The sequence below is a fragment of the Microcoleus sp. AT9b-C3 genome, from assembly GCF_036705485.1.
GTDB lineage: Bacteria > Cyanobacteriota > Cyanobacteriia > Cyanobacteriales > Microcoleaceae > Microcoleus.
On sequence record NZ_JAUBUR010000016.1, the window covers coordinates 140,826 to 156,527 of the forward strand.

Here is a 15,702-nt window from a genome sequence, read left to right on the forward strand (position 1 = left end):
GTTTTCGGGCGTTACGAGTCTCCCATCAGCGTGTTTTAGTCTTCAATCCGGGTATTACTTGTTTTGAGTTTTTTTGTCGATCGCGCTGTTCGGCAATGGCTCCGGGGCGATTTCAGTCCGAGCCAGCTTCGATATCAGCTTCAGGGGCTTTACGGCTATCGACTTTAAGCATAGTAGGCTAGATGATATTTATTGTCAAGAGTCGTATAGCAAATTTGTTGACTGCTATGGTTTCCTATATGACAATCTTTTCTAACTCTTGCCATAGCATTTTAGGCGATCGTTTGTCTAGCCCTTACCGCAACCATATTATGCAAGTGGTGCACAATTAGCTAGAGGGGTCATACCCCCTATAGTGAAATGCAATTAGTTTTCATTAGTTAACTCTTGACAGATCTAACTGCTGTGTTATCTAATTAAGGCACTTTCTCATTAAGCGTCCAGCGACTACTTCCTTTAACCGAGGAAAATGCCCACCGTGGTCGATCGTCTAGATCGCCACCGGACAGAGGCGATCGCCCTCACGCGCCTGCTGTATTCCCAGACAAATGCCACTAGCGACGGGAGAATCGGATCGAACTGCGCCCGACAACTGGGCCGGATCTTCCGCAGATCAGTTTCAGGAGCCAGAGAAGAGCAGCAACGCTGCCACAAATCATGTTGTGCAAGCAACGCAAACCACATATCCGAAGTTCCATTAATTGTTGATTTAAGAGTAATGAACAGATCGCAGAAATTACTAAGTAGCCTTGGGCTGGCAGGAGTCGTGTCGGCGGTAGTCGCTCAGTCGGCGTGCGCTTCCAACATCGCGCAGGTGACGGGCGTTCGCCTCAACCCCACGTCAGAAGGCATTGAAATTATCCTAGACACTGAAGATGGAAGACCCCTGCAAGTCTTCACCACCACCTTTGGCGAAACTTTACAAATTGATGCCATCACCGCTCAACTGCGACTACCGGGGGGAAATGAGTTTCGTCAAGACAAACCGGCTGCGGGAATTGCTTCTGTCACCGTTACTCCTTTAGATAACAACAGCATCCGAATCAAAGTGATTGGCGAGAGGGGTCAACCAGTGGCACGGGTGATTCCTAACGCTGCGGGTCTGATTCTGAGCTTAAAACCCACCTCGCAGATGACTGCTCGCCCGCCTGCACCGGCTCCTACAACGCAGCCACCAGGGACACCCGGAGAACCCTTGCCACCGACAGGGCAGCAGGTAGAGATACCCGCAGAACCTTTGCCACCTACAGCGCAGCCACCAGGAACACCCGGAGCACCCTTGCCGCCGACAGCGCAGCCACCCGGAACGCCAGGAGAACCATTGCCACCGAGCGCGCAGCCACCCGGATCGCCCGGAGAACCCTTGCCACCTACAGCGCAGCCGCCAGGAACACCGACACAGCCACCCGGAACGCCACAGGTGGGGAGAGACCCGATTGAAATCGTCGTCACTGCAACACGAACCTCAGAAAGAGTGTCAAACGTGCCGCGCTCTATAACGGTGGTAGACTCCGAAGAAATTCAGCAGCAGGTAGGGCCATCGAGAAATATCGTGGAAGCTCTGGCAAATCAGGTTCCAGGTTTCGCGCCCCCGACTCAACTTACTAGCACTTATGGACAAACTTTGCGAGGTCGCGACGTTTCCGTTCTGATTGACGGCGTGCCACAAACGACCAATCTTCAATCTTTTGGCCGAGAATTTAGAAACATCGATCCCAGCGCGATCGAACGCATTGAAGTGGTGCGGGGGTCTACCGCAATCTACGGCGCTCAGGCTACAGGTGGCGTGATTAATATTATTACTCGTCGCCCAACTGAGGAAAGGCTAACTGCTGTTACTGAAGTGGGCGTCAATAGCGCTTTAACAAACACAGAAGATGCTCTAGGCTTTAACGCTCAGCAGACGATTTCTGGCCGAAGTGGCAATTTCGATTTCACTGGCACTGTCTCGCTCTCTAGAAGTGGATCTTTTTACGATGCCAAAGGCTCGCGCATTCCCTTTTATGAACTCGGCGGAGATAGCAGCACCCTCTTCAACGTGATGGGCAAAGTCGGGGTAGATTTGGACACCCAACAGCGGCTGCAACTAACTGTCAATCACTATCGGGAAACCCAAGATCCCAATGTGATCCCAGACTTTAGCATTGACGAACAGGAAGGACGGCAAAAAGCCCGCGCCATCAGAACCGGAAATTTGGATATTGACGGGGAAACACCGGGAAATAAAAGTACACAGCTCAACCTAAGTTACACCAATCAAAACCTTTTTGGCAGCAGCCTTCAAAGTCAAATCTACTATCGAACGAATTCCAATGTAGGTGTTCCTTTAGATTTCCGCACCTCCGATTTCTTTGGGCCGTTTATCGGGGTTGGTAATTCGCGAGCCGAGAACGAACAGATAGGAGGTAGACTGGCGATCACCACTCCTTTATCCCGCGCCGAAAATCTTCGATTAACCTGGGGTTCTGACTATGTTACTGAAGATAGCAAACAGCGTTTCGACTTGTACGACCCGGAGAGATTCGACACAAGTGGTGGCCGGGTTTACCGGAAAATTTCCGAGCGTCCTTTCGTCCCTCCTTACACTTACGACAGCCTTGGCTTTTTCGGTCAATTGGAATGGAATATTGACGATATTGTCATTCTAAGTGGCGGGCTACGTCACGAACGGGTCGGGTTAAACGTCAAGGATTATACCACTTTTAACGATCGCCAGATCGAAGGAGGCGATCGCAATTTTAACGCCACCCTATTTAATACAGGGGCTGTCTATAAAATTAATGACAACTTCAACGTATTTGGCAACTTTTCTCAAGGTTTCTCAGTTCCCGATTTCGGCCGCATCCTCCGCCAACCCCCCGATACTTTTGTCGGAATTGAATCTTCGTTAGAAGTAACTCAACCGCAAAAAGTCAACAGCTACGAAATTGGCATTCGAGGAGGGTGGCAATCCGTGCAAATGTCGCTTGCTGCTTTTTACAATACTTCTGATTTAGGAGTCCGTTTTGAACCAGTTGGCAACACAGGCCGCCTGGAACTACAGCGCGCCCCAGAACGCATTTACGGCTTAGAAGGAACTGTGGATTGGCAACCTGCACGAGAATGGTCGATCGGCGGGACTGCTACTTATATTCAAGGTGAATATGAGGAAGACAACCGTTACCTCGCCCTCGATAGCAGCCGCATTCCACCGCTCAAGCTAACAGCTTATGTTCAAAACGAAACTTTGCCGGGATGGAACAATCGGTTACAGTTATTATATTCTGGAAATAGCGATCGGGCATTCAAAGACGGCTCGGATGGCGGCCCGATTAGCAGCTATCTCACACTGGATTACATCAGCGCGGTTAAAATTGGCTCTGGGCTGCTACAAGTCAAAGTCGAGAATTTATTGAATAATCAATATTTTCCCGTGCTCTCGCAATACTCCGCTGGATTTGAATCCGACAGCTCTAATTATGCAGGGAGAGGTTTGACTCTCAGTGTTAATTACCGCCTTAACTGGTAATTACAGCAGATTGCAGGTTTATGAGGTAGATTCAATATCCCTCTAGGGACATTCCAAGAACCCAAAGCGTGTCAATTTAAGCTGTTATATCATTTCCGGTTACACCGGAATGATGTTGACTGTTGACGGTTGACTGTTCACTGTCAACAGTCAACAGTGAACTCGAATTTACTATTCCGATGCTAACGGATTTGATATTAGTCTGCCAGTCCTCACACTCGCTAGTCTGTCAGTCCGCCAGGGGTTGAAACCCCTGTCTAATAGCTAAAGTCCTCTCAAGAGGACTAATGAGTTGAAAAGTGTTTTTCTCAGTCCTCATAGCGAGGACTTTAGCTTTGAGACAGGGAATTCATTCCCTGTCGGACTATCAGTTTTACCTTAATGAGAACAGTTAACGGCTTTGAGAAAAATTTCCCGATGAAGTTCCGCAAACTCGCATTCAAACTGCACTTGTATTTGGGGTTAGTGGTAGGAATATTTCTAGCAGTAATTGCTTTAACGGGCAGCTTGCTAATTTTCGGGCCGGAAATCGAGCGGTTCTTCAATCCCCAACTCCTGCAAGTAATTCCTCAATCCGAACGGATACCGCTGGAAAATGTCCTCCAGATTGTCGAAAAAGCTTATCCGCAAAATCAAGCTGTTAGTATCTTGCTGCCACGAGAAGCGAAGGATGTTTGTCAAGTTTCAATGCTGTCAAAGAGTGAGAAAATAGTTAACGTTTATGTCAATCCTTACAGTGGAAAAATTACGGGTGGGCGCCTTTGGAAAGAAAGTTTTACAGGTTTTATTTTTACGTTACACGCGGAATTAGCTGGAGGAGAATTCGGTCATCTTGTCGTCGGTATTTGCGGTCTAGTAATGCTAGGACTAACTTTTACTGGTTTGGTTCTGTGGACGGGTTGGCGCAATTTGGCTCGCGGATTTTCTATTAATTGGAAAGCTCACTGGCAGCGGACTGTATTTGATTTACATAACGTTTCTGGCATTGTATCGGTCGCTTTTCTCATACTCATATCCGCTACAGGAACAGCGATAATTTTTTACGCGCCTGTTGAATCTACGCTGTATTGGCTAACGAATGAAAAGCCACAGCCAGCCTTGACTTCTCATCCCCAGTCTAGCAGTTCGAGGCAAAAGCTTGACGAAATCTTAGACCAAGTTAATACCGTTTGGCCGGAAGCTAAAACCACTTTTATTTCTCTGCCGTTGAAGCCTGAAGCAATTTTTAAAGTACGGAAAAAATTTCCCAACGAGCCGCACCCAAACGGGGTTAGCACCATTTATCTCGACCAATACAGTGGCAAAATATTGCAGGCTGACAATGTAAATTCAGCTTCTGTAGCAAATCGAATTCTCAACTCGCTTTATCCGCTACATATTGGCAGCTATGGCGGCATTTACTTGCGAATTGTACACGCGATCGCAGGATTAGCAGCGATTGTACTGTTTGTTACGGGTGTAATGATGTGGCGGCAGCGGCATTTGGCGAAATTTTACCGCAAGGAGGCGAGACAGCAATATGAAGAATTATCTCCACTTAGCCAGCAATGGCCTTGGTTTTAATGAGAGCGGCGTGCGGTTTGATGCGGGTGTGATATCAAATCTGTTAGCATCGGAATTATTCCTATCTCTCCTCTCTTAATCTGCGTGAATCTGCGTCAATCCATTCTCATCTGCGGTTCGAGAAATTCTCTTTTTTTAACCGCAGATACAGGCAGATGAACACAGATTAACGCAGATGAATTAGATCGACTCCGGTTGCACGATCCATCGGTAATTGTTGACGGTTGACTGGATTTGACGACTGACGATGCTACCGGAATTGATATGATTATCATGCCTAAAAAAACCCGATCTTCTGAATTTTAAATCCTATAAATCGCTTATTTAATGCAAAAATTTATTCAACTCTGGCTCGGACAAACTGCTTCGATGATTGGCAGCGCTATGTCCGCGTTTGCGCTGACTATTTGGATTTGGGAGTCCACCAGTCAAGCGACAGCTTTGGCTTTGTTGATGTTTTTTACTCAATTGCCGCGCATCTTGCTTGCTCCGGTTGCTGGCATTCTCGTCGATCGCTGGAATCGAAAATTTTTGATGGGGATCGGTGATGCGGTTTCAGCTTTGTTAACGCTCACTATCCTCTTACTTTATATCAGCCAAAACCTGCAAATATGGCATATATATGTAGCGGCTGCAGTTAACGGAATTTTTGACCAAATTCAACAGTTAGCTTACTCAGCAGCGATCGCCACAATGATGCCAGAAAAGCATTACAGCCGCGCTAGCAGTTTAAGTTTTTTGGCAAATTACGGCGCGAGTATTATTGCTCCGACGCTGGCGGGGATTCTCTATTCTGCGATCGGGCCCGGCGGGATTTTTACGATCGACCTGGCAACTTTTACAATCGCGATCGCCACGCTAGTATCTGTCAAAATACCACAGCCCGCGATCGTCTCCAATCCCCAGCCGACTCGCCCCCACCTGTTGCAAGAACTTAGCTTCGGATTCCGCTACATCGTCCAGCGTCCCAGCCTACTTGCCTTGCTGGTGTCATTTTCGCTATTCTGGTTCGCTCACGACATCGGCGCGGCCCTCTACTCACCGATGATTCTGGCACGCACCGGCAACAATGCCAGAATCCTCGGAACTATCCTTTCAGCCGCCGGCGCAGGCGGCGTTTTAGGAGCATCAATCGTCAGTATTTGGGGCGGTCCCAAACGCCGAATCCGGGGGTTTCTGCTCGGCATGGCAGGCGCGGGCTTGAGTAAAATAGTCTTTGGTTTCGGTCAGGCGCTTTCCATCTGGATTCCCGCTCAATTTTGTTCGTCTTTCAATTTCCCCATCCTCGGCAGTTCCAACGAGGCAATCTGGCTGGCGAAAGTCGCACCAGAAGTACAGGGGCGTGTTTTTGCTACCAGAGCAGTGATCGTGCAATTGGCGTCCGCGATCGGTTTATTGATCGCAGGCCCACTTGCCGATCGCGTTTTTGAACCCGCCATGCAGCCGTCCGGTTTTTTAGCCGCTATTTTTGGCCCAATTATCGGGACAGGTGCCGGTGCTGGCATGGCTTTGTTATACGCTATATCCTCCCTGGGCTTATTGCTCGTTGCAGTCGGTGGGTATGCTTCCCGACTGCTGCGCGATGCGTAAAGGGGAAACGGAAAGAGGTCTTTTAACTTCTTGCTTCTTGCTTCTTGCTTCCATCCGTTACATCCGTTACATCTGTTACACAATCCGTTGCCGAACTTCCTGACATCCGTTACATCCCGATCGCGTGTTCGTTGCCGAACTTCCTGACATCCCTTACATCCGTTACATCCGTTACATAATCCGTTGCCGAACTTCCTTCTGCTAAAGTTTCTGGCGCGAACTCAGGTGAGCTTCAATTTCCGATCGCGATCGCCATACAGGGCGCAATTCCTTGCGAGCAAAGAGCTGCGACTGATCGCCGGCGTGGGGCGAACCAGGTTGAGTAGCGTTGCCGTAACTGTTTAGCGCCATCGCTTTCACCGGAAGAGAGAACTCAATCGCAGCCACAAAAGAATCGCCCGCAACCGCTTTAAAGTGATCGTCTTTCCCAGGAGCGAACCATACTGAGCGAAATACACCCAAAGCACCGTCAGCTCCATTTGCAGGCAGATTCGCCACCCCAGGCAATCGGAAGACTTCCCCCCATGCCACATCTAACGCGCCATAAGTTACCTCAACTTTGGTTGCTGCCGCTTCCAGCACCCGCACCGCCTCCGCAGGATTTGCCAACCCGTCTGGCGTCGTTAGCGGTGCATCTTCGCTCCAAGGTTTAGCGAATAACTCATCAGCATCCATCGCTTGTTTCCAAAAGGCAAACAGCACCGCACCGCGACTGTCAGCATCGACTTTCCGATCCCAAGTGGCGAGAACTTCCGCAGCGCGACGCGCTTTTTCACTGCCTTGCCGTGCGGCGGGAATTAAATCATCGAGGAGGCGCGAGGCGAGTTCTACCTGAGTGGAATGTTTGTATTGCATCAATTCATCGAAAGAGATTTTGTCATCTTCTAAGAGCATTTTTGCCGATCGCTGCGATCGCAAATCCATCGGGCCGCGCGGTGCCATGTAGGCGGGATAATTATCGGGTGCGATCGCGCTGGGAAACGTCGTTGTCCAGGGGGGATCGTTGGTATTTTGCAACCAACCGCTGGGCGGATCGACAACGCGCGGCAAATCCGCATAGGGATGATTTTTGCTCCATAAAGTCTCTGACGTATTGCCTGGAATCGTGCCTGACCAGTATTTAAAATCTCCTTTTTTGCGTATAGGGACTTGACCGTTAAACAAGTGCATGATATGCCCCTGACGATCGGCATACATAACGGTAAACATGGGAATTTCTAAGCGCTTTAAAGCGGCTTCAAATTCAGAAAAATTCTTTGAGCGTGCCATATCCCACCACTGCTGAAGGGCTGCTGGTTTATCGAGTCCGACAACGCGCAGGGCGATCGCTTTGCCCTGTTTTTCTGTGATAATCGGCCCGTGAACAGAACGCCGCACGACGAGAGATTCCGATCGCAAATTCCCATTCTTTTCTTTGACTTTTAAAACCTTCTCTTCCCTGTCAAATTTTCGGACTTCGCCATCGAAGCGATAGCCATCGTTAGCGAGGGGCAATTCATAGGCATCCCAGCCATCGTGAGTGTTGACAGTATGAGTCCATCCCAAGTTGTCATTAAAGGCGATCGTTAATACAGGAAATCCGACGAGAGTCGCTCCGTAAGTGTTAATTTCTGGGCCAACCAGTTGTGCTTCGTACCATAAATATAAATCCGACCAAGGAAGGTGAGGATTTGCCAATAACATGGCATTACCGCTTTCAGAACGGGAAGGAGCGATCGCCCAACCATTAGAGCCTTTGGGGGTATCATTTTGAGCGATATCTTCAAGGCGCTCTGGATCGACTACAAAAGTAAAATTGATGACACGCTGCGCGTGTGCCAATACATCTACCGGTTTGAGGGGCAATGCTACCTTTAATTCTTCGCTGAGCGCCTCTGGGTGTTCTTTGGCATAGGCATTCATTCCACCAACAAAAGCATCAAGATAGTTGCGAAAAATAGGGTTTTGTGATTCATACCACGCCTTGGCGCGATTAGGAATTCCCATAGTTTGCACCCAGCGATCGGATTCCAGATAATCTTCGCCCCAAAATTCGGCAGCTTGCCCGCGAGATTGCCCGTAAAGACGCAAAATCAGATTACCATGACTTTGCATCTGCGCCCACCCGAAAGCGTAGAAAAGGCTTTTAGTATTCTCTCCATAAATATGTGGAATTCCATAGGTATCCCAAAGAATTTGAGTGCCGATTTCAGGCGAGGATTGAACCCCATTATTTAAAATCAAAACTAAAATAAAACTTATCAATAATGAGACAATTCGTCGGCTTTGTTTTTTGAGTTTTAGAAACATACTATAGCCTTTCTCAGGTAGGTGGGGTACAGAAAAAGCCTCGAAAATCCTGGCATTAACAGAATAAAGTGTACCTCATGTTGGTGAGAACCACTATATTATATTGATATCAGTTGATAGGTTATGCTATACAAGCAAAATTAATTTCTAGGACATTTTCCTGAATTAACATATTCACGGAAGCTTTTACTGTAAAGATGACTTTTTGAGTTCCACCAAGCTGCTGCCCCTTTTTGTTGTAAGTCATTCCGCATATTTAGGCACCAACCAGCCCATAATTCTTCTTCTAACAACTTATTTTTATATTGATAATACAAATTTTCATACAGATTAAAAAAACTACAAATAAGCTCGTTAAACCGGGTGAATTCATTCTCATTTAATTTTTCCAGATTTGTTATGCCTAACTTGTATATCCGCGCCACTTCATCATCCTGGCTTATACGTGACTCAAGCTCTGCACAAGCGCTAATAATTGATTGATAGGTTGCACCCTTGGTTGCTTTTGTACTTTCTTTAACTTGAATTGCCAAATAAATCAGTGATACAACTACTGCAATAGTCTGAACAATGCCAGTAATATCACTGATAGATAGGTTTAATTGTGCTATGTACATCTTTTTATTAAGCGTCAAGAATCACCCCATCTGAAAAGACGGTGAGTATATCAAAGAGTTATTTTTGAAGCTGCCCCTGTTGCCAATTTCCTTCTACTTTCGTTCCATCTGCATAAATGTAGGAACCTTGACCGTGTTTCTGGCCGTTGAGGAATTCACCTTGATAGCGATCGCCATTGGCGTAAATGCAGGTACCTTTGCCGTTGAACTGGCCATCGGTAAATTCGCCTTCGCAGCGATCGCCATTCTTAAAAACGTACACTCCTTTCCCGCTCATCTTACCCTTGACAAAAGTGCCTTTATAGCTATCTCCATTGGGGAACTCACGGACACCTTCACCACTAAATTCTCCATTGTCAAACGGCCCTTGATAACGTCCCCCTTCTTTAAAAGTAAACAACCCCTGACCTTGAAGGTTGCCCTTCACAAACTCTCCTTCATAGCGGTTGCCGTTCGGATATTCGCGAACCCCTTTACCGTGAAACTGCCCTTCACTAAATGGCCCCTCATAACGACCTCCTTCAGCAAAGGTATAAATTCCCTGCCCGTGAGGTTGATTATTCAGCAACTCTCCTTCATAGCGGTTCTTATTAGCATATTGACAGACGCCTTTGCCATTAACTTTTCCTTCTTTAATATCTCCTTCGCAACGAGTGCCATTAGCAAACGTAAAAGCCCCTCTGCCGCTGGGAGAACTATTGGCAAAAGCGCCTTCGTAACGAATGCCGTTAGTTGAGGTAAAAGTGCCTGTACCATCAAACTCACCGTTTTTAAAACTTCCTTCGTAGCGGTTGCCGTTAGCAAATTCGCGGACACCTTGACCGTTAAATTCACCATCGGCAAATTCTCCTTGGTATCGACCTTCTTCTTTAAAGGTATAGATGCCTTTACCGTGAGGTTTGCCGTTGAGAAATTGGCCTTCGTAGCGATCGCCGTTGGCATATTGACAGGTGCCGGGGCCGCTGAGTTTTCCCTCAGTCAATTCTCCCTCGCAACGTCCGCCATCGGGTAAAGTAATTACTCCTGCCATTGCGCTGTGAGGGTTGGCAAACAACAAAGCCATTCCCAAGTTGGAACCAAGTAATAGAGCGAATCCAACTCGCTGAAGTTTAGTTAATATTGCTGACGACATTGCCAAATTCATAATTCACAAAAAATTCAAGTTTTAACTTTGCTATTCCTTGGACAGTGCTATAGAATTCCCAGCCAAATTGTTAGAGTCTCAAAAAAATCCCTAGTCATTGAGCCGGAATTCAATGGATGCTGTTTTTCCTTGAATGCCACTCTCTGATGAGGCAAATTTCCATTTTTCTACTGTTTTAATCGCTGCGCTATCGAAGTCGTCGTGCTTGCTCGAAGTCAAGATCGCGATGTTGAATGCCTTACCGTTGGGGTCAACGTCAAACATGACTTCCACTCGGCCTTCCCGCCCTTGTTTTCTGGCTGCGCTCGGATATTCAGGTTTACCGCAGCTAATGCAAGTGCCGGGAGGCGGGCCTTTCGGGCGCGAAGGACTCCCCCCTCTTGCTGGATTTGTCGGTTTTGGCACTGATCCCGAACCGCTGCCAAATGGCTCTGACGAACCCCCGCCGCCATTTCCACCTCCACCGGGTGATGAGTTCGATGCACTTCCTCCAGGGCTACCAGAGGAGGCGAGGTTTCCTACATCTGGGATCGCATTTCCAGAATTTCCGCCACCTCCTGGCCTGGTAGCTGTGACTGGTGAGCCAGTCGCAGGCGATCGGGGCGATCGCCCCGAGCCAGCCGCAAATGGCTCATCAGAAGGTATGTCGCCATTTTCGCTGGCACCGGATGGTGAGTTGGACGCACTTGCTCCGGGGCTATCAGAGGAGGAGGGGTTTGTGATCTCCCCGATCGCATTTCCAGATTTACTACTGCCTCCTGGCCTAGTAGCTGTGACTGGTGGGCCAGCCGCGGGCGATCGCGCCAATGGCCCGGAAGAAGGATTTAATGGCTGTGAAGAAGGCTCCCCGCTACCCGCCGAAGCAGATGACGAGAGCGGGTTATTTTGTTCAGGGCTGTCGGAGGAGTTGGGATTTCCAGCATCTTTTGTAAAGTCTGGGAGACTCGCAGCACCCTTGGGGCGGGAGTCGCTAACGGGTGGTTCGCTTTTTGGAGGATCGGGCGAAGGGGTTTCGGGTTCCTGGGCGATCGGGGTTTTAGGAGTTTCTGGGGAATTTAAATCCTGTTGAGGTGCGGGGGAAGGCTCGATAGGAGTTGGCGGTGGCGTTACCGCTACGGGTGGCTCCTCTGGAATCGGCGGTGGCGTTACCGCTACGGGTGGCTCCTCTGGAATCGGCGGTGGCGTTACCGCTACGGGTGGCTCCTCTGGAATCGGCGGTGGTGTTGCGGCTACGGGTGACTCCTCTGGGGGAGTTGGCTCTGGTGGCGGTTCTGGTTTGAACGTCTCAGGTGGGGGAGATACCTTTTCTGGAATAACCGGCTCTGGCTGGGTTTCCTCTACTGTGGGTTCATCAAGCACAACAATTTCAATTGCATCCTCTTCAAATTCAGCAGGTTTGACCAAGTTGAGGCTCAACGGCAGCGCGACACCGTGCAGTAAGGCTGAGCCTAACAGACTGATCGCCAGAACTTTTTTGAGAGCTTCTTCTTGTTGTTGTCTTTGCGTCGCCGAAATATTTGACAAACTCATCCCTTCTCAATCTCCTTTATGGATGACAACATCCTCGCTGGCTCCCCGACATAACCCGAAACAAGCTACCAATAGCCTGTTGAGCTTGCTATCAATGATGAACCTACCCATCCTATAAGAACCTGTCACCTTGTTCAAGACTCTTGCAATTAATTTTCATTATTTAATTTTTAGATAGCCACTAGACCCTACCAATCAGCTTTTGCTTTGGGGGCGTCTACGTCGCTCTTATGGGTGCTGTCAATGTTCGGATTCTGGCAAGGCAAGGTTCAAAAATGCCTTAACTGCAATACTCTAGCCCATAATATACCAACAAATTTCGACATTCTCAAGCTTTTCATAAAAAGTTATTAATAAGTAAAAATAACTTTTCCTATAAATTTAATATGTAATTCTTATTTAAAAAAGTGGATCATGACTTGACAAACCCTGAATTTTGTGAAAACCTAGTTGAGAATCTTTTAAATTATTGAAGATTATTGTCAAGTCCTAACGCAAATAGTTAGCAAAGAAGCACTGGCAGAACAATCTGTCGCGATCTCGGTCAGGATCACATTAGGAGCATTTTGGGTACAGACGAAGATAGTCACATACAGGTAGTGCGTTTGTGCGATCGCGATCGCGCTTGAGTGAAACAATTCGCAGCCTGAATCACTTGTGCCGACTTGACGCAGAAACTCTACCAGCCTTCTCACGGGCTAATTGCACCATTAGGCAGCTTGCGATCATTCAACAGAGCTAGCGAGAGTACAAATCAATGGATGCTTTCATTTACATTTTTCGCGCCGCAGGCATTGTTGCTTGGCCGCTATTGGCCTCCTCAATCGCAGCAGTCGCGCTGATCATAGAGCGTCTTGCCTTTTGGTTTAGGGTAAATCGGCGGCAGCGGCGAGTCGTGCGAGAAGTGCTACAGCTTTACAGTCAAAACCCCGATTCCGCAATCAAAAAGTTACAAGTAAACAGCGATTTGCCCCTAGCCCGGATTTTTTTAGAAGCTTTAGAATTAGACGCGCCCAACATCGAAGAATTTCGTTTGGCCTTAGAGAGTGGCGCTCAGGCAGAAATCCCCATCCTGAAGCGATTCAATACAATATTTGACACCATTATCAGCCTTTCCCCACTATTTGGGTTGCTCGGAACAGTTTTGGGGTTAATTACTACCTTTAGTTCTCTCAAACTGGGGAATGCCACGGGCACCAATGCCGCAGGCGTTACTTCTGGGATTAGCGAAGCCCTCGTTTCTACGGCAATAGGGTTAGTTGTGGCAATCTTTACACTCTTATTTGCCAATATGTTTCGCGGGTTTTACTTACAGCAGATTGCTTTTATTCAGGAAGCCGGAGGTCAGCTAGAGTTATTGTACCGTCACCGCTACGAAAAACTACCAAGAGAATCTAATTATGCGCCTACCCGATGAACCTGATAGTATTCCCCAGATTAACATCGTGCCAATGATTGATGTGGTGTTCGCCATATTGACGTTTTTAATTGTTTCCTCTCTGTCTTTATCCAAATCCGAGGGTTTGCCCGTAAACTTACCGAAAGCATCAACCTCTCAAGTTCAGGACTCGCCTGCTAAAATTACCGTCACCATTGATCCTAATGGAAAATTAATGGTTGATAAAAAGTCAGTCAACTTAGACCAGATTGAGAGTACGGTGCGGCAGACGATGGGATCAAATCAGAACTCATTAATTGTGCTGAATGCGGATAAAAGCGTCAATCACGGAAATGTGGTGGAAGTTATGGATCGATTACGCCGAATTAAGGGAGCTAAGTTAGGGATTGCTACCGCAAAGTAGAGAGTTCCTATAATTACTAATTAGTAATTCGCTCACATCATTAAGCTGAAATTACCCCGTGCAGATTTACTAAAAAAGCCTGTAAGTCTTATTAAAAGCGACTCCTGAATAGTCTGTCTGATTCAGGATTTTATTTAATAAAGCAGTTAAAAATTAAAGTCCTTACTGCCAAAAAACAGCAAGGACTTTAATTATTTAACGTGAGTTTTAAGGATGAACATCCTTAAAACTCACGTTAAATACTTGCCATCACTTCACGCGCTGCAGCCAAAGTTCGATCGACATCTTCCTCAGTATGAGCCAAAGAAGTAAATCCAGCCTCAAACTGCGAAGGAGCAAGATAAATTCCGTGTTCCAACATTCCCCGGTGAAAGCGGCTGAACTTCGTCAAATCCGACTTCTTCGCATCCTCGTAATTGTGAACCGGGCCAGCCGCAAAAAACAAGCCAAACATCCCGCTAATTTGCCCGCCCCAAACCGCGTGTCCGGCTTCCTTAGCAATTTTTAGCAATCCGTCCGACAGTTTTTTAGTAATCTTATCCAACTGTTCGTAAGTGCCGGGTTTTTGCAGCAATTCCAAAGTTTTAATCCCAGCAGTCATCGCCAAAGGATTTCCCGAAAGCGTACCCGCTTGATACATCGGGCCAGCAGGAGCCACCATCCCCATAATATCCCGCCTTCCCCCGTAAGCTCCCACCGGCAAACCGCCACCGATAACTTTACCCAAAGTAGTCAAATCCGGCGTGACACCGAATCTTTCCTGAGCTCCGCCGTAGGCGATGCGGAAACCGGTCATTACTTCATCAAAAACTAACAAAGCACCGTTATCTTTAGTAATTTCCCGCAAACCTTCGAGAAAACCAGCATCCGGGGTAATAAAACCGGCATTCCCCACCACTGGTTCGAGAATTACGCCTGCTATCTCGCCGGGATTTTCGGCAAATAAAGCTTTGACTGCTTCTAAGTCATTGTAGGGAGCGTTGAGGGTATTGGCAGTAGTGGCTTTCGGGACGCCTGGGGAGTCTGGAAGGCCCAGAGTTGCGACGCCGGAACCGGCTTTTACCAAGAACATATCGGCGTGCCCGTGATAGCAGCCTTCAAATTTAATCAGTTTATCGCGTCCGGTGAAAGCTCGCATCAGCCGCAAAACGGCCATACAGGCTTCGGTGCCGGAGTTGACAAATCGCACCATTTCAATGCTGGGAACGGCATCAATGACCATTTCGGCCAGTACGTTTTCCAACAGCGATGGTGCCCCGAAACTCGTACCTTTTTCTAAAGATTCGTGCAGGGCTTTGATGACTTCCGGGTGGGCGTGGCCGCAGATGGCTGGGCCCCAAGTGCCTACATAATCAATGTATTGGTTTTCGTCAACATCCCAAATGTAGGCTCCTTTTACCCTGTCAAAGACGATGGGCTGTCCGCCTACGGATTTGAAGGCGCGGACGGGGGAACTGACGCCACCTGGCATCAACTTCTGGGCGGCGGCGAAAATTTCTTCTGATTTGGTCGTTTTCAAGGTTGTGGAAACCAATGTTTTCTCCTTAGTGAACGTCTGTTGTTGGTAGAATAATTTTATAGCGTGCGAGTCGTTTAGCCGAAACCTGAAAAAGGGGGATGGCTAGCATTGATGAGGTAAACCCTCTAGGGTTAGAGTTC

At 47.8% G+C, this 15,702-nt stretch carries 10 protein-coding genes; 5 read left to right on the forward strand and 5 right to left on the reverse strand.

What is annotated here, in order from left to right; genetic code table 11:
- Positions 1 to 478: 478 nt before the first annotated feature.
- From QUB77_RS16350 to QUB77_RS16360, 3 genes are all read left to right on the forward strand, one after another.
- Positions 479 to 3,508, forward strand: coding sequence for a TonB-dependent receptor domain-containing protein (locus QUB77_RS16350; RefSeq protein ID WP_333174124.1), 3,030 nt, complete (start codon positions 479 to 481; stop codon positions 3,506 to 3,508).
- Positions 3,509 to 3,889: 381 nt separating this feature from the next.
- Positions 3,890 to 5,071 carry a PepSY-associated TM helix domain-containing protein gene (locus QUB77_RS16355; RefSeq protein ID WP_333174121.1) on the forward strand — a complete coding sequence of 394 codons (1,182 nt, stop codon included), beginning with the start codon at positions 3,890 to 3,892 and terminating at the stop codon, positions 5,069 to 5,071.
- A 327-nt stretch (positions 5,072 to 5,398) separates the two neighbouring features.
- Entirely contained in the window at positions 5,399 to 6,661 is a 1,263-nt protein-coding gene (locus QUB77_RS16360) for an MFS transporter (RefSeq protein WP_333174118.1), read from the forward strand.
- A 201-nt stretch (positions 6,662 to 6,862) separates the two neighbouring features.
- On the opposite strand, the gene QUB77_RS16365 is transcribed toward QUB77_RS16360, so the two are convergent.
- The 4 genes from QUB77_RS16365 to QUB77_RS16380 all read right to left on the reverse strand — a co-directional run bounded on the left by QUB77_RS16365 (position 6,863) and on the right by QUB77_RS16380 (position 12,241).
- Positions 6,863 to 8,950: an acylase gene (locus QUB77_RS16365; protein ID WP_333174115.1), complete on the reverse strand. Its 2,088-nt coding sequence runs from the start codon at positions 8,948 to 8,950 to the stop codon at positions 6,863 to 6,865.
- A gap of 140 nt (positions 8,951 to 9,090) precedes the next feature.
- The gene (locus tag QUB77_RS16370) at positions 9,091 to 9,567 is read right to left on the reverse strand and encodes a hypothetical protein (RefSeq protein ID WP_333174112.1); all 477 of its coding nucleotides are present in this window, start codon (positions 9,565 to 9,567) and stop codon (positions 9,091 to 9,093) included.
- A 58-nt stretch (positions 9,568 to 9,625) separates the two neighbouring features.
- A complete protein-coding gene (locus QUB77_RS16375; RefSeq protein WP_333174109.1) occupies positions 9,626 to 10,699 on the reverse strand; it encodes a hypothetical protein in 1,074 nt (357 codons plus the stop codon).
- 102 nt (positions 10,700 to 10,801) lie between these two features.
- Positions 10,802 to 12,241, reverse strand: coding sequence for a TonB family protein (locus QUB77_RS16380; RefSeq protein WP_333323285.1), 1,440 nt, complete (start codon positions 12,239 to 12,241; stop codon positions 10,802 to 10,804).
- Between the two features lie 757 nt (positions 12,242 to 12,998).
- On the opposite strand from QUB77_RS16380, the gene QUB77_RS16385 reads away from it, so the two are divergent.
- Positions 12,999 to 13,658, forward strand: coding sequence for a MotA/TolQ/ExbB proton channel family protein (locus QUB77_RS16385; protein WP_333174104.1), 660 nt, complete (start codon positions 12,999 to 13,001; stop codon positions 13,656 to 13,658).
- Positions 13,642 to 14,043: a biopolymer transporter ExbD gene (locus tag QUB77_RS16390; protein ID WP_333174102.1), complete on the forward strand. Its 402-nt coding sequence runs from the start codon at positions 13,642 to 13,644 to the stop codon at positions 14,041 to 14,043. The genes QUB77_RS16385 and QUB77_RS16390 overlap by 17 nt, the downstream gene beginning before the upstream one ends.
- 235 nt (positions 14,044 to 14,278) lie before the next feature.
- Here QUB77_RS16390 and hemL read toward each other — a convergent pair whose 3' ends face one another.
- The gene (gene hemL, locus QUB77_RS16395; protein WP_333174100.1) at positions 14,279 to 15,577 is read right to left on the reverse strand and encodes a glutamate-1-semialdehyde 2,1-aminomutase; all 1,299 of its coding nucleotides are present in this window, start codon (positions 15,575 to 15,577) and stop codon (positions 14,279 to 14,281) included.
- Between the last annotated feature and the right edge of the window lie 125 nt (positions 15,578 to 15,702).